General features: G+C 74.1%; 2 protein-coding genes. Both read right to left on the reverse strand.

All coding sequences use genetic code 11. The annotated features are described in order from the left end of the window. Positions 1–8181, reverse strand: coding sequence for an amino acid adenylation domain-containing protein (locus tag VGB24_RS07340; RefSeq protein ID WP_331072291.1), 8181 nt, complete (start codon positions 8179–8181; stop codon positions 1–3). Continuing rightward, positions 8178–24359, reverse strand: coding sequence for a non-ribosomal peptide synthase/polyketide synthase (locus tag VGB24_RS07345; RefSeq protein WP_331072292.1), 16182 nt, complete (start codon positions 24357–24359; stop codon positions 8178–8180). Before VGB24_RS07345 ends, VGB24_RS07340 begins: the two co-directional genes overlap by 4 nt. Between the last annotated feature and the right edge of the window lie 271 nt (positions 24360–24630).

The following is a 24630-nucleotide window of genomic DNA, read 5'->3' on the forward strand; positions in this document are numbered from 1 at the left end:
TCATCCCGCGGCGGCGGCGCGGGCCAGCGCGAGCATCTCTTCGATCTGGTCCGGATCGAACTGGGCCAGCTGTGCGTCGAGGAGCTGCTGGGCCAGCAGGGAAAGCCCGGGCTTCTCGAAGACGTCGCTGACGGAGATCTCCACGTCCATCTCGCGGCGGATCCGGAACACGAGCCGGGTGGCCAGCAGCGAGTGCCCGCCCAGCTGGAAGAAGTCGTCGTGGCGGCCCACCCGCTCCACGCCCAGGAGGTCGGCCCAGATCTCCGCCAGCGCCTCCTCCGTCTCGCCGGCGGGCGCCTCGTACCCGCGCGTGGCGTACGCGTCGCTCCCCGGCGCGGGGAGCGCCGCGCGGTCGGTCTTTCCGCTCGGCGTCCGCGGATACGCCTGCATCCACACGCACGCCGCCGGCACCATGTGCTCCGGGAGGCGCTCGGCGACGTGCGCCTTCAGCGCCTGTACGGCAACCGGCTCGTCCGCCAGGTAGTACGCCACCAGCCGCCGGTCGCCCGCCGAGTCCTCTCGCGCCACGACGACGGCCTCGCGCACCGCCGGGTGCTCCACCAGCCGCGCCTCGATCTCGCCGGGCTCCACGCGGTAGCCGCGCACCTTCACCTGCGCGTCGGTGCGGCCGGCGAACGCCAGCGCCCCCTCCGGCAGCCACCGGCCCAGGTCGCCGGTGCGGTACAGCCGCGCGCCCGGCTCGCCCGAGAGCGGGTCGGGAACGAAGCGCTCCGCGGTCAGCGCGGGGCGGTCCAGGTATCCGCGCGCCACCCCGGCGCCGCCCACGTACAGCTCGCCGGCGACGCCGATCGGCACCGGCCGCATCCGCGCGTCGAGCACGAAGACGCGGGTGTTGGCCGCCGGCGCGCCGATCGGCGTCACCCGCTCGCCACGCGCCGTGTGGGGCACGTCGTGGAGGGTGGCACAGATGGTGGTCTCGGTAGGCCCGTAGCCGTTGACGATCCGCAGCCCGGGGACACTCCGCCGGATCTCCGCCAGCAGCGGCTCGGCGATGGGCTCCACCCCCACCAGCAGGCGGCGCAGCCGGGTGCGCCCGGGCGACCGGGAAACGCGCTCGCGCAGCTCGGCAAGGAAGTACGGGGGCAGGTAGGCGCTGCGGACCTCGCGCGCCTCCATCCAGCCGAGGAAGGCGCCCGCCTCCAGCCGCACCTCGTCGCGCGGGATGCAGAGCCGCCCGCCGGCCAGCAGCGCGGAAAAGATCTCGTAGACCGAAACGTCGAAACTGGTGCTGGTCCACAGGCTGCACCCGTCCCCCTCGCCGATGGGCGCGCGGTGCTGGACGTCGGCCAGCAGGCTCGCCGCGCCGCGGTGCGGCACCGTGACGCCCTTGGGACGCCCGGTGCTCCCCGAGGTGTAGATGACGTAGCAGAGGTGGTCGGGCGAGAGCCCCGCGGGCCGCGGATCGGTGGCGGGAAGATGCGCCCACGCCGCCTCGTCCGCGGGGTCGAGCACCGGCACGCCCGCCGCCGCGAACCACGCCGCCTGCCGCGACGCCAGCAGCACCGCCGGACGGCTGTCGGCCAGCATGTAGCGCAGCCGCTCGTCGGGGTACGAGGGATCCAGCGGCACGTACGCTCCGCCGGCCTTGAGCACGGCCAGCATCGCCACGACCATCTCCACCCGGCGCTCCACGCAGAGCGCCACCCGGGCGTCGGGACCCACGCCCAGCGCGTGGAGGTGGTGCGCCAGCCGGTTGGCCCGCGCGTTCAGCTCGCCGTACGCCAGCGCGCGGTCCTCGTATTCCACGGCCACGGCGGCCGGCGTCCGCCGCGCCTGGGCCTCGAAGAGCGCGTGGATGCACTCGCGCGGATACGGCGCCTCCCTGCGGTTCCACTCCACCACCACCCGCGCGCGCTCCTCGGCGGGAAGCAGCTCCAGCCGGTTCGCGGGCTGCGTGTCGTCGGCGGCCATCTCCTCCAGCACCCGCCGCAGGTAGCCCGCGTGGCGCTCCACCGTCGCGGGGTCGAAGAGCGCGGCCGCGTAGTTCAGCACGCCGGCGATCCGCCCGCCGTCCTCCCAGAGCGCCAGCGACAGGTCGAACTTGGCCGTGTCGTCGGCGGCCACCCCCGCGGCGCCCACGGTGAGCCCCGGCATCGCCAGCGTGCCGCCCGGCGCGTTCTGCCAGGCGAACATCACCTGGAAGAGCGGGCTGTACGCCAGGCTGCGCGCGGGCCGCACCCGCTCCACCACCCGCTCGAAGGGGATGTCCTGGTTCCGCTGCGCCTCCACCGCATGCGTCTTCACCCGCTGCAGCAGCTCGCCCACCCCCGGCCCGTCGGAGAGGTCCACGCGCAGGGGGAGCATGTTCACGAAGAAGCCGATCAGCGCCTCCACCTCGGCGTGGCCGCGGTTCGCCGACGGGGTGCCGATCACCACGTCGTCCTGTCCCGAGAGCCGGGCGAGCACCGTCGCCCAGCCGGCGAGCAGCGTCATGAACAGGGTCGCGCCGTGGCGGCGCGAGAGCGCCTTCAGCGCCGCGGCAAGCTCCTCGTCCAGCTCCACGTTCACCGACGCGCCGGTCCAGTCCTGCTTCCGCGGCCGCACACGGTCCGCCGGCAGCTCCAGCAGCTCGGGGGCACCCGCCAGCGCCCGCTCCCAGTAGCTCGCCTGCCGCTCCAGCAGCTCGCCCTCGATCCACTCCCGCTCCCACGCGGCGTAGTCCGCGTACTGCACCGGCAGCGCGGGAAGGTTCGCCTCCCTGCCCTGGACGTGGGCGGCGTAGAGCTCGGAAAGCTCGTTGAAGAGCACCCCCATCGACCAGCCGTCGCTGACGATGTGGTGCATGGTGATGAGCAGCACGTGGTCGTCGGCGGCCAGCCGGACCAGGCGCCCGCGGATGAGCGGCCCGCGTTCCAGGTCGAAGGGCGCACGCGTCGCCTCGGCCAGCACCCGGTGCAGCTCCGCCCCGCCCAGGTCGTGTTCGGCCAGCGTGAACCCGCTCGCCTCCGCCGGCGCGATCCGCTGCTCGGGGACGCCGTCCACCTCCGCGAAGGTGGTGCGCAGCACCTCGTGGCGGGCCACGATCCCGTCCAGCGCGCGCGCCAGCGCATCCCGGTCCAGCTCGCCCTTCAACCGCAGGCGCGAGGCGATGTGGTACGTGGCGCCCAGGTCGCCCAGCCGCTCCATGAACCACAGCCGCTGCTGGGCGAACGAGAGGGGGATGGGCGCGGTCCGGTCCACGGGCGTGATCGACGGCGCCTCGGCCCGCGCGCCCGCCGCCAGCCCCCGCGCGAAGTCCGCGAGCACCGGCCGCACGAACAGGTCGCCGACCTCCGCCTGCACCCCCAGCGCCTGCCGCACGCGCGAGACGACGCGCACCGCCAGCAGCGAGTGCCCGCCCAGCGCGAAGAAGTGGTCGCCCCGGCCCACCCGCTCCACCCCCAGCAGCTCCGACCAGATCCCGGCCAGCACGATCTCCGCCTCGCCCGCGGGCCCCTCGTACGCACGCGCGGCGAACGCGTCCGCGTCGGGCGCGGGGAGCGCCCGGCGGTCCAGCTTGCCGTTGGGGGTGACGGGAAACGCGTCCAGCCGCACGAACGCCGCGGGAACCATGTACTCCGGCAGCTGGGCGGACAGGTGTGAACGGAGCGCCTCGCTTTCCAGCGCCTCGCCCGCGAAGTACGCCACCAGCCGCTTCCCGCCGGAGCCGTCGTCCAGCGCGAGCACCACCGCCTCGCGCACGCCGGGGTGCGCGGCGAGCCGTGCCTCGATCTCGCCCAGCTCCACCCGGAAGCCCCGCACCTTCACCTGGAAGTCGCTCCGCCCCAGGTACTCCACCGTTCCATCGGCGAGCCACCGGCACAGGTCGCCGCTGCGGTACATCCGCGCGCCCGGCTCGCCGAAGGGGTCGGGAACGAACCGCTCCGCCGTCAGCCGCGGCCGGCCCAGGTAGCCGCGCGCTACCGCCACCCCGCCGATGAACAGCTCGCCGGCCACCCCCACGGGCACCGGCTCGCCCGTGCGGTCCAGCACGTAGACCGCCGAGTTGTGGATCGCCCGGCCGATGGAAACGCGCGCCGCGCCGGGGGCGCACGCCCACTCGGTCACCTCGCCGGATTCCGTCGGCCCGTACTGGTTGAACAGCCCCACGCCGGGAAGCCGCTCGTGGAACTGCCGCGCCAGCGCCGCGGAAACCGCCTCGCCGCTCACCGCCACGCGCAGCAGCCCCGTGCAGCGTCCGGCATCCGGGTGCTCCAGGAAGAGCTGCAGCATCGAGGGGACGAAGTGCGCCACGGTGATCCCCTCGCGGCGGATCGCCTCCACCAGGTACGCCGGGTCGCGATGGCCGCCGGGGCGCGCCATCACCAGCCGGGCACCCACCATCAGCGGCCAGAAGAACTCCCAGAACGAGACGTCGAAGGAGAACGGCGTCTTCTGCAGGAGCGCCTCGTGCGCCTCCATCCCGTAGCGGTCCTGCATCCACGCCAGCCGGTTCACCAGGCTGCCGTGCTCCAGCATCACCCCCTTGGGGCGCCCGGTGGAGCCCGAGGTGAACAGCACGTGCGCCAGGTTCCCCGGCCCCACCCCGTCCCGATCGGGGTTCGTCTCCGGCCGGTGCGCCCACGCCTTATCAGCGGTGAGATCGAGCACCGGGAGGGCGAACCCCGCCGACAGCGTGGCGGCGGTGGCGGCCAGCGGCGGGTGCGTCAGGAGGACGGCCGGGGCGCTGTCCTCGAGCATGTCGCGAAGCCGGGCCACCGGGTAGCCGGCGTCGAGCGGCACGTAGGCACCGCCGGCCTTGAGGATGGCCAGCAGCCCCACCACCATCTCCACGCTGCGTTCCACGCAGATCCCCACCCGCGCGTCGGGGCCCACGCCGCGCGCGCGGAGGTGGTGGGCCAGCCGGTTGGCCCGCGCGTTCAGCTCGGCGTACGTCACCTGCTGGCTGTCGAACACCACCGCCACCGCGCCCGGCGTGCGCACCACCTGGCCTTCGAACAGCTCGTGGACGCACGCGTCGCGCGGGAACTCCCGCCGCGTGTCGTTGAACTCCCGCAGCACCCGCCGGCGCTCGGCCTCGGCGAGCATCGGCAGACGGTCGATGCCCAAGCCATCGTCCGCCGCCATCTCCTCCAGCATCCGGCGCAGGTAGCCCAGCCAGCGCTCCACCGTCGCCTGGTCGAAGAGCGAGGTGGCGTACTCCAGCTCGCCGGCGATCCGGCCGTCCTCCTCCGACAGCGACAGCAGCAGGTCGAACTTGGCCGTGGCGCCCGCCCCGGCGTCCGCGGGCGACAGCGTCAGCCCCGGCAGCTCCAGGCGGCTCGCGGGCGCGTTCTGCCAGGCGAACATCACCTGGAAGAGCGGGCTGTGCGCCAGGCTCCGCGCCGGCTGCACCAGCTCCACCACCTGCTCGAAGGGGATGTCCTGGTTCTGCTGCGCCTCCAGCGCCCGCGCCTTCACGCGCCCCAGCGCCTCCGCCACCGTCGGCGCGCCGGAAAGGTCCACCCGCACCGGCAGCGTGTTGACGAAGAAGCCGATCAGCCCCTCGATCTCGCTCCGCCCCCGGTTGGCGCTCGGGGTGCCGACGACGACCTCGTCCTGCCCCGACAGCCGCGCGAGCACGGCCGCCCACCCGGCCAGCAGCGTCATGTACAGGGTGGCTCCGTGCCGCTGCCCCAGCGACTTCAGCGCCGCGGTCAGCGCCTCGCCCAGCTCCACCTTCAGCGACGCACCCGCGAAGTCCTGCCGCGCCGGGCGTGCGTGGTCGGCCGGAAGCTCCAGCAGCTCGGGGGCGCCCGCCAGCGTCGCGCGCCAGTAGTCCCCCTGCCGCCGCAGGACCTCGCCCTCCACCCAGCGGCGGTGCCACGCGGCGTAGTCGGCGTACTGCACCGGCAGCGGCGGGAGCGGATCGGGCTCGCCGCGCGCGAAGGCGGCGTACAGCGCGGCCAGCTCGCGGAAGAGCACGCCCAGCGACCAGCCGTCGGAGACGATGTGGTGCATCGTCAGCAGCAGCACGTGGTCGTCGGCCGCCATCCGCACCAGGCGCCCGCGGATCAGCGGCCCGCGCGCCAGGTCGAAGGGCGCGTCCGCCTCGTCGTCCGCGAGGCGCCGCAGTTCGTGCTCCGCGTTTGCCGAGGAACGGAGATCGTGCTCCACCAGCCGGAACGCGCTCTCCTCCACCGGGGCGATGCGCTGCACCGGCTCGCCGTCCACCGCGTGGAAGGTCGTTCGCAGCGCCTCGTGCCGCGCGACGATGCGGTCCAGCGCCCGCGCCAGCGGACCGCGGTCGAGGCCGCCCCGCAGCCGCAGGCGCAGGGAGATGTGGTAGGTGCTGCCCAGGTTCCCCAGCTGCTCCATGAACCACAGCCCCCGCTGCGCGAACGAGAGCGGGAGCGGGCCGGAGCGCTCCACCGGCGCGATGGGGGTCGCCTCGGCACGCGCGGCGCTCTCCAGCCCGCGCGCGAAGTCCGCCAGCACGGGCCGCTCGAACAGGTCGCGCGGCACGGCCTCCACGCCCAGCGCCTGCCGGACGCGCGAGCACACGCGCACCGCCACGAGCGAGTGTCCGGCCAGGTCGAAGAAGTCGTCCCCGCGGCCCACCCGCTCCACGCCCAGCACCTCGGCCCAGATCGCGGCCACCGCCTGCTCCGTCTCGCCCACCGGGGCCTCGTACTCCCGGGCCCCGTACGCGCCGGCCTCCGGGGCGGGGAGCGCGGCGCGGTTCACCTTGCCGTTGGGCGTGAGCGGATACGCCTGCATCCACACGTACGCCGCCGGCACCATGTACCCCGGCAGCGAAGGGGCGAGATGCGACTTCAGCGCGGCGACGGCAACCGGCTCATCCGCCAGGTAGTACGCAACCAGCCGCCGGTCGCCGGCCGCGTCCTCGCGCACCAGGACGACCGGAGCGCGCACGCCCGCGTGGTCCGCCAGCCGCGCCTCGATCTCGCCCGGCTCGATGCGGTAGCCGCGCACCTTCACCTGGTGGTCGGTGCGGCCCAGGTACTCCAGCTCGCCCCCGGCCAGCCAGCGAACACGGTCGCCGGTGCGGTACATCCGCGCGCCGGGCGTGCCGGCAAACGGGTCGGGGACGAACGCCTGCGCGGTCGCCGCCGGGCGCCCCAGGTAGCCGCGCGCCAGCGTTCCGCCGATGCACAGCTCGCCGGGCACGCCCGGCGGGACCGGGTGCATCCCCCCGTCCAGCACGTACGCCGCGCGCCCGGGAAGGGGCCGCCCCACGGGCACGTGCACCGCTCCCGCCGGCAGCGTGGGCGCCACGTCGTACGCCGTGCAGGTGACCACCGCCTCCGTCGGCCCGTAGCCGTTCAGCAGCCGCACGCCGGCCGCGGGTCCGGCCGCCCAGCCGCGCGCCGCCGCCGGGCTCATCGCCTCGCCCCCGGCGATCACCAGGCGCACGCTGCGGGCGAGCAGCTCCAGCGCGTCCGCGTCGGCCACGAGCTGGTGCCAGTACGCCGTCGGGGGATTGATGACCGTAAGCCCCTGCTCAGCCGCCTGCCGCCCCAGCTCCAGCGGCGTGGGGACCTCGTTCCCCCGCATCACCACGCAGGCGCCGGCCAAGAGAGGCGCCAGCAGCTGCTCCAGCGACACGTCGAACCCGGCCGCCGCGAACTGCATCACCCGGTCGGCGGGGGTGAGGCCGTACACCGCCGCGGCCGCGCGGCAGTGCGCGGCCGCCTCGGCATGGGCCACGCCCACGCCCTTGGGCGTGCCGGTGGAGCCCGAGGTGTAGATGACGTACGCCAGCGCGCCAGCGGGGACGTCGAGCGCCAGGTCGCCGCCGTCCTCCCCCTCCGCCTCCGCGGGGGAGACCACCGTGCCGGCGAAGCCTTCGAGCCCCGGGGCGCGCGTCACCAGCACGGCGGCGCCCGCGTCGGCCAGCAGCCCGGCGCGGCGGGCCGGCGGGAGCGCCGGGTCCAGCGGCAGGTACGCGCCCCCGGCCTTGAGCACCGCCAGCAGCGCCACCACCAGCTCGGCGGAGCGCTCCAGCATCACCCCCACGCGCCCCTCGGGGCCCACGCCAGCCGCGCGAAGACGCCGCGCCAGCCGGTTGGCCGCCGCGTTCAGCTGGGCGTAGGTGAGGCGCTCCCCCCCGAGGACCACCGCCTCCGCGCCGGGCGCGCGCGCCGCCTGCGCTTCGAAGAGCGCGTGCACGCACGGCTCGCCCGGCTCCGCCGCCTCCGTGCGGCTGGACGTTCTCACTCCGGCTCCTCCGTCTCCGCGCCGGCCTGGCGGACGAGATGCGCGAGCCGTGCGAGGGTTTCGGGATCGAACCGGGCGAGCCGCAGCTCCAGGACGTGTTCGGCGAGGGCCGCGAGCACGGGCTTCTCGAACACGGCCGCCAGCGGAAGCTCTACCTCCATCGACTGCCGCACCCGCGAAACCACCCGCAGCGCCAGCAGCGAGTGGCCGCCCAGCTCGAAGAAGTGGTCCCTCCGGCCCACCCGCTCCACGCGCAGCAGCTCCGTCCAGATCTCCGCGAGCGCCACCTCGATCTTCCCCTCCGGCTCCTCGTACTCCCGGGACGCGTACGCGTCTCCCTCCGGGGCCGGCAGCGCCTTGCGGTCCAGCTTGCCGGTGGGGGTGAGCGGGAAGGCCTCCATCCGCACGTACGCCGCCGGCACCATGTACTCCGGGAGCGCGGCGGCGAGGTGCGCGCGCAGCGACTCCGCGTCCGCCTCGCCGACGACGTACGCCACCAGCCGCACGTCGCCCGGCAGGTCCTCGCGCGCCACCACCGCCGCCTCGCGCACGCCCGGGTGCTCGGCCAGGCGCGCCTCGATCTCCCCCAGCTCGATGCGGAAGCCGCGCACCTTCACCTGGAAGTCGGTGCGGCCCAGGTACTCGATCGTGCCGTCCGGGCGCCACCGCGTGAGGTCGCCCGTGCGGTACATCCGCGCCCCCGGCACTCGGCTGAAGGGATCGGCCACGAAGCGCTCCGCCGTCAGCTCCGGGCGCCCCAGGTAGCCCCGCACCACCCCCGCACCCCCGATGTACAGCTCGCCCGCCACCCCCACCGGCACCGGCTCGCCCGCCGCGTCCAGGACGTAGAGGCGCGCGTTCGCCAGCGGCCGCCCCACCGGCACCTGCCCCCCGGCGATATCGCCACCGACCCGCTGGGTGGTGGACCAGATGGTGGTTTCCGTGGGCCCGTACACGTTCCAGAGGGTGCCGACCCGGCTCCGCAGCGCCGACGCCAGCTCCGCCGGGAGCGCTTCGCCGCCGCAGAGTGCCCGAACGTCCGGCGCGCCTTCCCACCCCGCCTGCACCAGCATCCGCCAGGTGACCGGCGTGGCCTGCATCACCGTGGGCGCGTACGCCCGGATCGCCTCGGCCAGCGCCACCGGGTCGGCGCTCCGCTCCCGCGGCAGCACGATGATCCGCGCACCGTGGAAGAGGGGGAGGAAGATCTCCAGCACCGAGGGGTCGAAGGCGTACGTGGTGACCGCCAGCACCCGGTCCGCCGCCTCCATCCCCACGATCTGGCGGAACGCGCGGTGGTGGTTCACCACGCCGCGATGCGGAACGGCGACCCCCTTGGGACGGCCGGTGCTTCCGGAGGTGTAGATCACGTACGCCAGGTGCCCGGACGTGAGCGCGCCACGCTCCGGGTTCGTCGCGGGGTGGTCCCCCCACTCCGCGCCCGCCAGGTCGATCACCGGCGCCTCGATCCCCGCGAACAGCGCCTCCACGCCGTGCAGCGAGCGCTGCGTGAGCACGGCCGCGGGGGCGCTGTCGGCCAGCATGTACTCCAGCCGCTCCGCCGGATACGAGGGGTCGAGCGGCACGTAGGCGCCGCCCGCCTTCAGGACGGCGAGAAGGCCCACCACCATCTCCGGGGAGCGCTCCACGCAGATCCCCACCCGCACGTCGGGACCGACACCCCGCCCCCGGAGGTGGTGCGCCAGCCGGTTCGCCCGCCGGTTCAGCTCCGCGTAGGTGAGCGAGCGATCTTCGAAGACCACGGCCACCGCGTCGGGGGTGCGCTCCGCCTGCGCCTCGAACAGCTCGTGGAGGCAGGCGTCGGCCGGGTACTCCGCGTCCGTCGCGTTCCACTCCTCCACCACCTGCCGGCGCTCGTGTTCGGGAAGCAGCGGCAGGCGGTCCACCGGCTGCCGCTCGTCCGCCACCATCGCCTCCAGCACCCGGCGCAGGTAGACGGCCCAGCGCTCCACCGTCGCGTGTTCGAAGAGCGAGGCCGCGTACGTCACGCTTCCCGCGATGCGCCCGCCCCGCTCGGCCAGGTCGAGCGACAGGTCGAACTTCGCCGCCGCTTCCGACGCGGCCCCCGCCGATGCGGCCGCTTCCGACGCCGACCCCGCCGATCCCGCCGATCCCGCCGCCCCCGCCGAGCCCGATTCCAGCGTGAGCCCCGGCAGCTCCAGCCCGCCGCGCGGGGCGCTCTGCCACCCGAACATCACCTGGAAGAGCGGGCTGTGCGCCATGCTGCGCGACGGCTGCACCAGCTCCACCACCTGCTCGAAGGGGATGTCCTGGTTCTGCTGCGCGCCCAGCGCCCGCTCCCTCACCCGTTTCAGCGCTTCCGCGACGGAGGGGGAGCCGGCGAGATCCACGCGCAGCGCCAGCGTGTTCACGAAAAAGCCGATCAGCCCCTCGATCTCGATGCGGCCGCGGCTGGCGGTGGGGGTGCCGACGACCACGTCCTCCTGCCGCGACAGCCGGCCGAGCACCGTGGCCCAGCCCGCCAGCACGGTCATGAAGAGGGTGGCACCGTGGCGCTGGCCCAGCGCCTTCAGGCCGGCCGTCAGCGCCTCGTCCAGCTCCACCGCGAGGCGCCCCCCCACGTGGTCCATCTGCACCGGACGCGGATGGTCGGTGGGCAGCTCCAGCAGCTCCGGCGCGCCGGCGAGCGTCTCCGTCCAGTACTCCGCCTGCGCCTGGAGAACGTCTCCCTCCACCCACTTCCGCTGCCACGCGGCATAGTCCGCGTACTGCACCGGCAGCGGCGGTAGCGGATCGGGCTCGCCGCTGCGGAACGCGCCGTAGAGCGCCCCCAGCTCCTGGGTGAACAGTTCCATCGACCAGGCGTCGCTGACGATGTGGTGCATCGTCACCGCCAGGACGTGATGGTCGGGGGCTACGCGGATCAGCCGGCCGCGGATGAGCGGCCCCCGCTCCAGGTCGAAAGGCGCACGCGCCTCCTCGGCCAGCAGCCGGCCGAGCTCCGCCTGCGCGTTCGCCTGCCCGCCCAGGTCGTGCTCTTCGAGCCGGAACCCGGTGTCCGCCGGCCCGATCCGCTGCTCCGGAACCCCGTCCACCTGCGCGAACGTGGTGCGCAGCGCCTCGTGCCGCGCCACGATGCGGTCCAGCGCGCGCACCAGCGCCGCCCGGTCCAGCTCCCCGCGAAGAGGCAGCCGCTGCGAAATGTGGTAGGTGCCGCCCAGGTCTCCCAGCTGTTCCAGGAACCACAGCCGCTGCTGGCTGAACGACAGCGGCACGCGGCCCTCCCGCACGTCGGGCTGGCGCGCGAGTGGCGCGAGGCGCGCGAGGGTCTTGGGATCGAACCCGGCGAGCCGCAGCTCCAGGAGCTCTTCGGCGAGCGCCGCGAGCACGGGCTTCTCGAACAGGGTCGACAGCGGAAGCTCTACCTCCATCGCCTCCCGCACCCGCGAAACCACCTGCAACGCCAGCAGGGAGTGGCCGCCCAGCTCGAAGAAGTGGTCCCTTCGGCCCACCCGCTCCACGCGCAGCAGCTCCGTCCAGATCTCCGCGAGCGCCACCTCGATCTTCCCCGCCGGCTCCTCGTACTGCCGGGACGCGTACGCGTCTCCCTCGGGGGCCGGCAGCGCCTTGCGGTCGAGCTTGCCGTTCGGCGTGAGCGGAAAGGCGTCGAGCCGCACGTACGCCGCCGGCACCATGTACTCCGGGAGCGCCGTGGCGAGGTGCGCGCGCAGCGCCTCCGCGTCGGCCTCGCCGACCACGTACGCCACCAGCCGCACGTCGCCCGGCAGGTCCTCGCGCGCCACCACCGCCGCCTCGCGCACGCCCGGGTGCTCCGCCAGACGCGCCTCGATCTCCCCCGGCTCGATGCGGAAGCCGCGCACCTTCACCTGGAAGTCGGTGCGGCCCAGGTACTCGATCGTGCCGTCAGGGCGCCACCGCGTGAGGTCGCCCGTGCGGTACATCCGCGCCCCCGGCGCTCGGCTGAAGGGATCGGCCACGAAGCGCTCCGCCGTCAGCTCCGGGCGCCCCAGGTAGCCCCGCACCACCCCCGCCCCCCCGATGTACAGCTCGCCCGCCACTCCCACCGGCACCGGCTCGCCCGCCGCGTCCAGGACGTAGACGCGCGTGTTCGCCACCGGCCGCCCGATCGGCACCTGCCCACCGCCGGCGGAATCGCCACGGACGGCCTGGGAGGTCGACCAGATGGTGGTTTCCGTGGGCCCGTACACGTTCCACAACGCACCGACCCGGCTCCGCACCGCCGACGCCAGCTCCGCGGGAAGGGCCTCGCCGCCGCAGAGGGCCCGCATCTCCGGCGCGCCCGCCCACTCCGCGCTCACCAGCATCCGCCAGGTGGCGGGGGTGGCCTGCATCACCGTGGGCGCGTACGCCCGGATGGCCTCCGCCAGCGCCGCGGGGTCGGCGGCCCGCTCCCGCGGCAGCACGATCGTCGCCGCGCCGTGCAGGAGGGGAAGGAAGATCTCCAGCACCGAGATGTCGAAGGCGTACGTGGTCACCGCCAGCAGGCGGTCCGCGGGCTCCATCGCCACGGTCTCCCGCATGGAGCGGAGGAGGTTGACCACGCCGCGGTGCGGAACGGCGACCCCCTTGGGACGGCCGGTGGAGCCGGAGGTGTAGATCACGTACGCCAGGTGCGCCGGCGTCAGACCCCCGATCGCCGGGTCGGTCGCGGGGTGGTCCCCCCACTCCGGCCTGTCGGCGCCCATCTCCAGCACCGGCACGCCCGTGTGCTCGACCCGATCGCGGAAGTGCGTCTGCGCCAGCACCGCCGCGGGCGCGCTGTCGGCCAGCATGTACTCCAGCCGCTCGGCCGGGTGGCCCGGGTCCAGCGGCACGTACGCACCGCCCGCCTTCATCACGGCCAGCAGCGCGACGACCATCTCCGCGCTCCGCTCCACGCAGACCGCCACCCGCGCGTCGGGAACCACGCCCAGCGAGCGGAGGTGGTGCGCCAGCCGGTTGGCCCGCGCGTTCAGCTTCGCGTAGGTGAGCGAGCGATCCTCGAAGACCACGGCCACGGCGTTCGGCGTGCGCTCCGCCTGCGCCTCGACCAGTTCGTGGAGGCACGCGTCGGCCGGGTACTCCGCGTCCGTCGCGTTCCACGCCTCGACCACCAGGCCGCGCTCTTCCGCCGAGAGCAGCTCCAGCCGCGAGAGCCGCACGTCCGCGTTCGCCGCGACCTGCTCCAGCACCCGCCCCAGGTGCTCCAGCATCCGCCGGACGGTGGAGCGGTCGAAGAGGGCGGTGCTGTACTCCAGCGCGCCGCGGAGGCCGTCGTCGTTCGGCACGGCGGTGAGCGACAGGTCGAAGCGGGTGGTCTCTACCTCCCCGCCCATCCCCTCCATCCGCAGCCCCTTCAGGCCGGAGCCGGAGCGGTCGGCGTTCTGGAGGGTGAACATCACCTGGAAGACCGGTGAATGGCTCAGCGACCGCTCCGGCTGCAGCTCGGCCACCAGCCGCTCGAAGGGCACCTCCTGGTGCTCGTACGCGCCCAGCGTCCCCTCGCGCACGCGCCCCAGCAGCTCGCGGAAGGTGGGGTCTCCACCCAGGTCGGTGCGCAGCACCAGCGTGTTGGCGAAGAAGCCGATCAGCTCCTCCACCTCCTTGGTCGTCCTCCCCGCGATGGGGCTGCCCACGACGACGTCGTCGCTCCCGCTGTACTTGCTCAGCAGCAGCTGGAAGGCGGCGAGCATCACCATGTACAGCGTGGCGCCCTCACCGCGGCCCAGCGCCTGGAGACCATCGAGCAGCGCGCGCGGCAGGCCGAACATCTCCCGCGCGCCGCGGTGCGACTGCACCGGCGGCCGGGGCCGGTCCGTCGGCAGCTCCAGCAGCGCCGGCGCGCCCGCCAGCCGCTCCTTCCAGTAGCCGATCTGGCGGTCGAGCGCGTCGCCCCCCAGCTGCCCGCGCTGCCAGACCGCGTAGTCCGCGTACTGCAGCGCGGGCTCCCCCAGCGGCGACGCTTGGCCGCGCGCGAAGGCGGCGTACAGCGTGTTCAGCTCGCGGAAGAGCACCCCGCTGCTCCACCCGTCCGTGACGATGTGGTGGATGCACATCAGCAGGACGTGCTCCTCGTCCGCCACCCGCAGCAGCGCGGCGCGGAAGAGCGGGCCCTGGGCGAGGTCGAACGGACGCGCCGCATCGTCCCGGGCGCGCCGCCGCACCTCCGTCTCGCGATCCGCCTCGGGGAGCGAGGACAAATCGTCGACGGGGAGGGCGAAGCCGGCGAAGGGGGCGATCACCTGCACCGCCCCGCCGTTTACCTCGCGGAACACGGTCCGCAGCGACTCGTGGCGGCGGACGATCTCTCCCAGGCTGCGCTCCAGCGCGTCCACGTCGAGCACGCCGCGCACACGCAGCGCGGCGGGGATGTTGTACGCGGCGTTCGCGCCCTCCAGCCGGTCCATGAACCAGAGGCGCTCCTGGGCGAACGAGAGCGGGAGGGGACGGTCACGGCCGACGGGCACCACCGGCGCCAGCACCGGCAGCCCGTCGCGGCGCATCTCCTCCACACGCACGGCGAGCTCGGCCACCGTGGGCCCCTCGAAGACCGCGCGGAGCGGAAGGACCACGCCCAGCGTGTTCTGCACCCGCGCCAGCAGCCGCGTCGCCAGCAGCGAGTGCCCGCCGAGCGCGAAGAAGTCTTCGTTCACGCCCACGGAATCCAAACGGAGGACCTCGGCCCAGATCTGCGCCAGGATCTCCTCCGTCGGCGTGCGCGGCGCGGCGGGAGCCGAGTCCGCCGCCAGCGCCTCCGGCTCGGGGAGGGCGCGGCGGTCCAGCTTGCCGTTCGCCGTCAGCGGAAGCCGCTCCAGCCGCACGTAGGCGGACGGCACCATGTACTCCGGCACGAGCGCCTTGAGGTGCGCCCGGAACGCGGCGCCATCGGGCGCGTCGGCGCCTTCGTCCGAGGGAACCCAGTACGCCACCAGCCGCCCGTCGCCGCCCTCCGCCTCGCGGGCGATCACGGCGGCCTCCCTGATCGCCGGATGCGACGCCAGGGCGCTTTCCACCTCGCCGAGCTCCACGCGGAAGCCGCGCACCTTCACCTGCTGGTCGGCGCGTCCCACCGGCTCCACGGCGCCGTCGGGGCGGTAGCGGCCCAGGTCGCCGGTGCGGTACACGCGGTCGGCCGGGTGGCCGGTCAACGGATTGGGAACGAAGCGACACGCGGTCAGCTCCGCGTCGTTCAGGTAGCCGCGCGAGAGATACGGGGTGCGAACGGCGATCTCCCCCCGCTCACCGATTCCCGCCAGCGTTCCCGACGGGGTGATCACCAGCAGGTCCACGCCCTCGATCCCCCGGCCCAGGGGGACGGCCGGGCCCACGGATGCCAGGTCGGCGGGAAGGCGGAAGAAGCCCATGGCCTGCGGCGTCTCGGTGGCGCCGTAGAAGTTGACGGCCTCCGCGTTCGGCGCGAGCGCCCGCAGCCGCTCCACGTCCGCCGCGCGCAGCACGTCGCCGCCGAAGCAGGCGAGACGCAGCGCGGGGAGGTGCGCATCCGCCGAGGACGCGACGATCTGCGCCATCGCTGGGGTGAGATGGGCGACGGTGACGCCAAAGTCCCGCATCCACCCCGCCAGCCACCCCGGCGTGCCGATCTGGCCGGGATCGGGGATGGCGATGCTCCCACCCACCGCCAGCGGGGCGAAGACGTCGCGCAGCAGCGGGTCGTGCGCCAGGCCGGAAAGGAGCGAGACGCGGTCCGCCGCGCCGATCCCGAACTCCTTCGCGTACCAACCGAAGAAATGCGCCAGCGGCCGGTGCGTGCCGGCGATGGCCTTCGGCGTGCCCGTGGTCCCCGAGGTGAAGGCGACGTACGCCAGGTCGTCCGGCCCCACGGTGACGGCGGGCGCGGTGGCCGGGAAGCGCGCGATGCTGTCCGGGTCGTCCGACTTGGGGCCGAGGACGATGGCCCCCTTGACGCTCTCTCCCAGTGCCTCGATCAGGTCGCTGGGGACGTCGCCGGCAGCGGTGACGAGCAGGATGACGAGCGGTTTCGAAGCGCGGACCTGCGCCGCCAGGCGGGCGGGCGGATACGCGGGGTCCAGGATGGCGAACGCCGCGCCGGCCTTCCACGTGCCCAGCATCGCCCGCACGAGCGCCGCCGAGCGGTGGGCGTAGACGGCCACCACGTCGCCCGGCTTCACCCCGCAGTCGATCAGCCGGTGCGCGATGCGGTTGGCCGCCGCGTCCAGCTCGGCGTACGTCCACGTTTCCGACGCATCGGAGACCGCCGTCGATTCCGGCGATTCCGCCGCGAGGGCGGCGAACGTTTCGTGCACGGCCCCGCGCCAGGGCTCGGCCTCGATGGGCCGTGCCGGGTCTGGGAGGACGTCGCGCGCCATCCGCGTCGCCAGCGACAGCGCGCCCACGCGTGTTTCCGGCGCGGCCGCGGCCTGGCGCAGCACGCCCTGGAACTGCGCCAGGAGCTCCCGCATCCGCAGCGCGTCGAACAGGTCGGCGGCGTACACCAGGCTGACGCCGATGCCGCCGTTCCGCTCCCCCACGTACAGGGTGAGGTCGAACTTGCTCGACGCTTCGCCGCCCGCGCCGGCCTCGGCGCCCCCCACTTCCAGCCCCTCGGCCTGAAAGCCTTCGTCCTGGAAGTTGGCGAGGTTGAGCATCACCTGGAACACGGGGGCGTGCGCCAGGCTGCGCTCCGGACGCACCTCTTCCAGCACCCGCTCGAAGGGGAGATCCTGGTGCGCGTACGCGTCCAGCGTGCTTTCGCGCACGCGCCCCAGCAGCTCGCGGAACGACGGGTCGCCCGAGAGGTCGGTCCGCAGCGCCAGCGAGTTCAGGAACAGCCCCACCATGCGGTCCGTCTCCGCCCGCGTCCGCCCCGCGATCGGCGTCCCCACCACGACGTCCTCCTGCCCCGCCAGACGTCCCAGCACCACGTCCAGCGCGGCGAGAAGAACCATGAACAGCGTGGCGCCCTCGCGCCGGGCCAGCGCCTGCACGTCGGCGGTCAGGGCCGGCGGCACGAACATGCGCTCGACCCCGCCGCGGTGCGATTCCGCCGGCGGCCGGGGGCGGTCGGTCGGCAGCTCCAGCAGCGCCGGAGCGCCCTCCAGCGCCTGCCGCCAGAACTCCACCTGCCGCTCCAGCGCGGCGCCGGACAGCCGCTCGCGCTGCCAGACCGCGTAGTCCGCGTACTGCAACGCGGGCTCGGGCAGCGGCGACGCTTCGCCGCGCGAAAAGGCGCCGTAGAGCGCGGACAGTTCCTCCAGCAGCACCCCCAACGACCATCCGTCGCCGACCGAGTGGTGCAGGTTCAGGAGGAGCAGGTGCTCGTCGTCGGCCACGTGCACGAGCGACGCGCGGAAGAGCGGCCCGCGCTCCAGGTCGAAGCGGTGCCGCGAGGCCTCGGCGGTCAGGCGGCCCGCCCCGGCCCGCCGCTCCTCCGGGGGCAGGTGCCGCAGGTCGGTGACCGGCAGGTCGAAACTCGCCGGGGCCGGGGCGATCCGCTGCACGGGAACGCCGTCCACCGCCGGCAGCGTCGTGCGCAGCGGCTCGTGGCGGCGCACCAGCTCGGCCAGCGCGCGGCGCAGCGCGTCGTCGTCGAAATGGCCGGTGATGCGGTACGAGAACGGCATGGCGTACGCCGGGCTCCCCGGGTCCAGCGCGTCCACGAACCAGAGCCGCTCCTGCGCGAACGTCACCGGCAGGTCGCCCTCGCGCGCGGCGGGGGAGATGGCCCCGGCGCCGGCCGACCCGCCGGTGCCGCGCAGACCGTCGACCTCGGCCGCGAGCTCGCGGAGGACCGGCCGCTCGAAGACGGCGCGCAGCGGGAGCTCCACGCCGAACACCTCCCGCACCCGCGAAACCACCCGCGTGCCCAGGAGCGAGTGCCCGCCCAGGTCGAAGAAGCTTTCCTCCACCCCCACCCGCTCCAGGCGCAGCACCTCGGCCCAGATCCCCGCCAGCACCTCCTCGGTAGGCGTCCGCGGCGCGACGTACGCCTCTTCCGCCGACCCGAGCTCCGGCGCGGGCAGCGCCTTGCGGTCCACCTTGCCGTTGGGCGTCAGCGGCAGCGCCTCCAGGAAGACGAACGCGGAGGGGACCATGTACTCCGGCAGGGTGCGCCGCAGGTGCTCGCGCAGCCCATCCGCCTCCACCGCTCCCACCACGTACGCCACCAGCCGGGGCTCTCCCGGCACGTCCTCGCGCACCACCACCCGCGCTTCGCGCACCGCCGCATGCGCGGACAGCGCGCTCTCCACCTCTCCCGGCTCGATCCGGAACCCACGGATCTTCACCTGCTCGTCCACGCGCCCCACGAACTCCAGCTTTCGCTCCCCACGCCAGCGCATCCGGTCGCCGGTGCGGTACATCCGCGCACCCGGCTCGGTGGAGAACGGGTCGGGAACGAAGCGCTCCGCCGTCAGCCCGGGCCGGTCCAGGTAGCCGCGGGCCACCCCGCCGCCGCCCACGTACGCCTCGCCCGGCACGCCCCGCGGCACGGGGTTCAGGGCACCGTCCAGCAGGTAGACCCGCTGGTTTCCCGTCGCATGCCCCAGCGGAACGCTCAGCGCGTCGTCGGCGACCTGCTCCACCTCCTCGTACAGGCAGAACGTGGTCGTTTCGGTGGGCCCGTACATGTGCAGCAGCCGCTCGGGCTGCCCCGCCTTCAGCAGCCGCCGCACGCTGCCGGCGTCCACGGCCTGGCCCCCGAAGAGCACCTCGCGCACCGGCGCGAAGACGTCCGGCTCTTCGTGGGCGAGCTGGTTCACCAGCGCGGTCGTCAGGAAGAGCGTGGTGATGCGCTCCTCGCGCAGCGCCTTGCGAAGGGCGCGGGGGGAAAGGAGCACGTCCTGGGGGATGCCCACCAGGGTGGCCCCGTTGAGGAAGGCGCCCCACACTTCGAAGGTCAGCGCGTCGAAGCCGGCGTTCGACGCCTGCGCCACGCGGTCGCCCGGGCGCAGCCGCACGTAGTCGGTTTCTACGACGAGCTGCACGACCTGCCGGTGGCCCACCATCACGCCCTTGGGCTTGCCCGTGCTGCCGCTGGTGTAGACGATGTAGGCCAGGTTCTCGGCCGTGGCCCGGCTGAGCGGCGCTTCGCCCGATTCCGACGCGATCGCGCCGGCGGCGCGGTCCAGGTGAACCACCTCCAGGCCGCCGGTCTCCACCTCCCCCGCCAGGCCGCCGCGGCTGAGCAGCACGCGAACGCGGCTGTCCTCCAGCATCAGGCGCAGCCGCTCGGCCGGATACTCCGGGTCCAGCGGCACGTAGCAGCCGCCCGCCTTCAGCACGGCCAGCAGCGAGACGACGAGCTCCACCCCCCGCTCCAGCATCACGCCGACGCGCGCGTCGGGGCCCACGCCCAGGCCGACGAGGTGATTCGCAAGCTGGTTGGCCCGCGCCTCCAGCTCCCGGTAGGTCAGCGACTCATCGCCCCAGGCCAGCGCCACCGCTTCCGGCCGCTCCCGCACCTGCGCCTCGAAGAGCTCGTGGACGCACACGCCCCGCGGGTACGGCCGCTCCGTGCGGTTCCACGCCTGCAGCACCAGCGCGCGCTCCGCTTGGCCGAGCAGCTCCAGCCGCGAAAGCCGCACGTCCGCGTCGGCCGCGACCTGCTCCAGCACCCGTGCCAGGTTGCCGAGCATCCGCTCGGCCGTGCCCCGCTCGAACAGGTCGGTGTTGTAGTTCAGCGCGGCATGCAGCCCCTGGGCGCCCACCCCGGCCGTCAGGGAAAGATCGAACTTGGCGATCTCCGTTTGCGCACCGGCGCCGCCCGCCCTGGGCCCCGAAAGCGCGCCTCCTGCGCCCCCGGCGTCCTCCAGCGTGAACATCACCTGGAAAAGGGGCGAGTGGCTGAGCGAGCGCTCCGGCTGCAGCTCGGCCACCAGCTTCTCGAAGGGCACTTCCTGGTGCGCGTACGCGTCCAGCGTCGCCTCGCGCACCCGCCGCAGGGTTTCGCGGAAGGAGGGGTTTCCCGACAGGTCCGTCCGCAGCACCAGGGTGTTGACGAAGAAGCCGATCAGCTCCTCCACCTCGCCGCGCGTGCGCCCGGCGATGGGGCTCCCCACCACCACGTCGTCGCCCGCGCCGTACCTGCTCAGCAGCAGCTGGAAGGCGGACAGCAGCGTCATGTAGAGCGTCGCCCCCTCGCTCTGCCCCAGTGCCTGCAGCCGCGCCAGCAGCTCCGGGGAAAGCTGGAGCGGAACCGTCGCGCCCCGGAACGTCTGCGCTGCCGGGCGGGGACGGTCCAACGGCAGCTCCAGCAGCTCCGGCGCGCCCGCCAGCCGCTCGCGCCAGTACGCCAGCTGGCGGTCCAGCACCTCGCCCGCCAGCTGCTCGCGCTGCCACACCGCGTAGTCGGCGTACTGCACGGGCAGTTCGGGGAGCGGAGACGCACGCCCCGCCCGATACGCCTCGTACAGCGCCCACAGCTCGCGGAAGAGCACCCCCATGCTCCACCCGTCGCTGACGATGTGGTGCATGGAGAGCAGCAGCACGTGCTCCTCGGCGCCCAGCCGCAGCAGCGCCGCGCGGAAGAGCGGCCCCGCGGCGAGGTCGAATGTCCGGCGCGCCTCTTCGCCGGCGCGCCGCCCGACCGCCGCCTCGCGATCGGCCTCGGCCAGCGCCGACAGGTCCTCCACCGGCAGCACGAAGGCGTCGAAGGGGGCGATCACCTGCACGGGCGAGCCGTCCACCTCGCGGAAGACGGTCCGCAGCGCCTCGTGCCTGCGGACGATCTCGCCCAGCGCGCGCTCCAGCGCCGCCTCGTCCAGCGCACCCCCCAGCCGCCGTGCCACGGGGAGGTTGTAGACGGCGCTTCCCGGCTCCAGCCTGTCGATGAACCAGAGCCGCTCCTGCGCGAACGACAGCGGCAGCGCCCCCGATCGCCCCACCGGAACCACCGGCGGCAGCACCGGCAGCCCCGCGCGGCGCATCTCCTCCACGCGCCGGGCCAGCTCCGCCACCGTCGGTCCCTCGAAGAGCGCCCGCAGCGGCACCTCTACCCCGAACACCTCGCGGACGCGCGAGACCACCCGGGTGGCGAGCAGCGAGTGCCCGCCCACCTCGAAGAAGTTTTCCTTCACCCCCACCCGCTCCAGGCGCAGCACCTGGGCCCAGATCCCCGCCAGCACCTCCTCCACCGGCGTGCTCGGAGCCAGGTACTCGTCCTCGGCCGACGTGTACTCCGGCGCGGGGAGCGCCCCGACGTCCAGCTTGCCCGTGGGCGTCAGCGGCAGCTGCTCCAGCCCCACGAACGCCGCCGGCACCATGTACTCCGGCAGGCCTTCCCGCAGGTGCGCGCGCAGCTCCTCCGCATCCACGCTCCCGACGACGTACGCCACCAGCCGCTTCTCGCCCGACGCATCGTCGCTCACGATCACCCGTGCCTCGCGCACCTCCGCGTGCGCCGAGAGCACCGCCTCGATTTCGCCCGGCTCGATGCGGAAGCCGCGCACCTTCACCTGCTCGTCCACCCGGCCGATGAACTCCAGCCGACCGTCCGCCTTCCACCGCAGCCGGTCGCCCGTGCGGTACATCCGCGCACCCGGCTGCGCGGCGAACGGATCGGGGAGGAAGCGCTCCGCCGTGAGCCCCGGACGATCCAGGTAGCCGCGCACCACCCCGTCGCCGCCCACGTACGCCTCGCCGGGCACACCCACCGGCACCGGGTTCAGGGCAGAATCGAGCAGATAGATCCGCTGGTTGCCGGTGGGGCGGCCCACGGACACCGTCAGCGCGTCTTCCGCCACCTGCTCCACCTGCTCCCACGAGCACCAGGCGGTCGTCTCGGTGGGGCCGTACACGTGCACCAGGCGCTCGGGGCCGCCCGCCTTCAGCAGCCGGCGCACGCTGTCGGCGTCCACCGCCTGCCCGCCGAAGAGCACGTCGCGCAGCGGCGCGAACACGTCCGGCTGCTCGCGGGAGAGCTGGTTCAGCAGCGCGGTCGTCTGGTAGAGCGTGGTGATCCGCTCCTCGCGCAGCATCTCACGCAGCGCGGGGGGCGAAAGGAGCACGTCGCGGGGAATTCCGACGAGCGTAGCGCCATTGAGGAAGGCGCCCCAGGCCTCGAACGTCAGCGCGTCGAAGCTCGCGTTCGACGCCTGCGCCACGCGGTCGCCCGGGTGGATCTGGACGTAGTCGGTCTCCACGACGAGCTGGACGACATGGCGGTGCGCCACCATCACGCCCTTGGGCTTGCCCGTGCTGCCGCTGGTGTAGACGATGTACGCCAGGTTCTCCGGCGTCGCCCCGCTCCGCGGAGCGTCCGTCGGCTCCGACGCGAGCACGTCCGCAGCCTCGTCGAGGTGGACGACGTGCAGGCCGCCGGCCTGCACCACCCCCGACAGGTCGCTACGGGTGAGCAGCACGCGGACGCTGCTGTCGGCGAGCATCAGGCGCAGCCGCTCGGGCGGATAGCCCGGATCCAGCGGCACGTAGCAGCCGCCCGCCTTCAGCACGGCCAGGATGGAGACGACGAGCTCCACGCTCCGCTCCAGCAGCACGCCCACGCGGGCATCGGGGCCCACGCCCAGGCCGGCGAGGTGATTCGCAAGCTGGTTGGCCCGCACATCCAGCTCCCGGTAGTTCAGCGACTCCTCGCCCCAGACCAGCGCCGCGGCACCCGGCCGCTCCCGCACCTGCGCGTCGAAGAGCTCGTGGATGCAGACGCCCCGCGGGTACGGCCGCTCCGTGCGGTTCCACTCCTCCACCACCTGCCGGCGCTCCGCATCCCCGAGCAGCTCCAGCCGCGAAAGCCGCACGTCCGCGTTCGCGCCGACCTGCTCCAGCACCCGTGCCAGGTGGCCGAGCATCCGCAGGGCCGTTCCGCGCTCGAAGAGGTCGGTGGCGTAGCTCAGGCGCGCGTGGACCCCGTCGGGCCCCTGGCCCAGCTCCAGGGTGAGATCGAAGCGCGCATCCTCCTCGGCGCTCCCCGCCGCCTCCAGCCGCAGCGCGGGCCCCGCCGCCCGCGCCGGAGCCGCCGCCGCCGGTCCACCGCCCACGCCGTGCTGGTTGTGCAGGACGATGACGGCCTGCACCAGCGGGGCGTGGGTCAGCGAGCGCTCGGGGTTCAGCTCCTCCACCAGCTTCTCGAACGGGAGCGCCTGGTGGTCGAAGGCGCCCAGGGTGGCCTCGCGCACGCGCCCCAGCAGCTCGGCGAAGGTGGGATCGCCGGAAAGGTCGCCGCGCAGCACCAGCGTGTTCACGAAGAACCCGACGATCCCCTCCACGTCGGCCGAGGCGCGGTTGGCGACGGCCGTGCCCACCAGCACGTCGTCCTGGCGGGCGTAGCGGCCCAGGAGGAGCTGAAAGGCGGCCAGGTACACCATGAACGGCGTGGCGTCGTGCGCCCGCGCCAGCGCGTCGACGCGCGCGGGAAGGCCGGCGCCCAGCGAGGCGGCAACGACACCGCCGCGATGGGTGCGCACGGCGGGCCGCGGGCGGTCGGGCGCGATCTCCAGCCGCGTGGGTGCCCCCTCCAGCGTGTTGCGCCAGAAGCCCACCAGCCGCGCGAGCGCGTCGCCGGAAAGGCGCTCGAGCTCGCGGAGGGCGTGGTCGCCGTACTGCAGGGGAAGCGGCGCCAGCGGCGAGGGCTCGCCGCGCGAGAAGGCCTGGTACAGCGCCGCCAGCTCGCGCGCCAGGATGCCGCTGGACCAGCCGTCGGTGACCGCGTGGTGCAGGTTCCAGAGCAGGGCGTGCTCGTGGGCCGCCAGCCGAACCAGCGAGGCGCGGAAGAGCGGGCCCTCCTCCAGCCGGAAGGGCGTGGAGGCGTCGGCGTGGGCCAGCCGCTGCAGCTCGGCCCCCGCCTCGCCGGGAGCCAGCGTGGAAAGGTCGGTCACCTCCAGGCGGAACGGCGCGGGCGGGGCAACCACCTGCACCGGCTCGCCGCCGCGCTCCTCCAGGTGCGTGCGCAGCGACTCGTGGCGCCGCACCAGCTCGTCCAGGGCACGCTCCAGCGCCGCCACGTCCAGCGGGCCGGGGATGCGCCAGACGCGGGGCATGGAGTAGGCGGTGCTCCCCGGCTCCAGGCGGTCCAGCAGCCACAGCCGCCGCTGCGCGAACGACGTGGGAAACTCGGATGGCCGCTCGCCGCCGCCGTGGCCGGCGGACGCCGCGACCGCGGCGGCGTTCAGCTTCAGCTTCAGCGCCAGCAGCCTCTGCTTTTCGGGCGACAGGCCGGCCAGCCGGGTGAGGATATCAGTCATGTCCTGCTCTGTGTGCGGCGATACGGAGGTGCCTGGTGCTTCGCGCCCGCGGTCCAGGGCGGCGCGGCCGTTTCGTGACCGGCGGGCAGCCGCCGCGGGTGGGGGTTCGGCGGGGCTGGCCGCATGCCGCGGCGGCCCCCTCCTCCCGACCCCCACGGGCGTCAACTTAAGCGATTTTGGGGCAACGATTTGCGCTTGCGGTGTCCAATAATGTATGTCTCAGGCGCGACTTGCGCTACCCGGCAAACATAAATCATTGCCATTGTTCGGG

Origin of the sequence: Longimicrobium sp., from assembly GCF_036399935.1 — a bacterium.
Classification (GTDB): domain Bacteria; phylum Gemmatimonadota; class Gemmatimonadetes; order Longimicrobiales; family Longimicrobiaceae; genus Longimicrobium.

What these genes read in the sequence shown, in the direction of transcription:
- VGB24_RS07345 (WP_331072292.1), bottom strand. Translation starts at nt 24,359, where the DNA reads ATGACTGATATCCTCACCCGGCTGGCCGGCCTGTCGCCCGAAAAGCAG.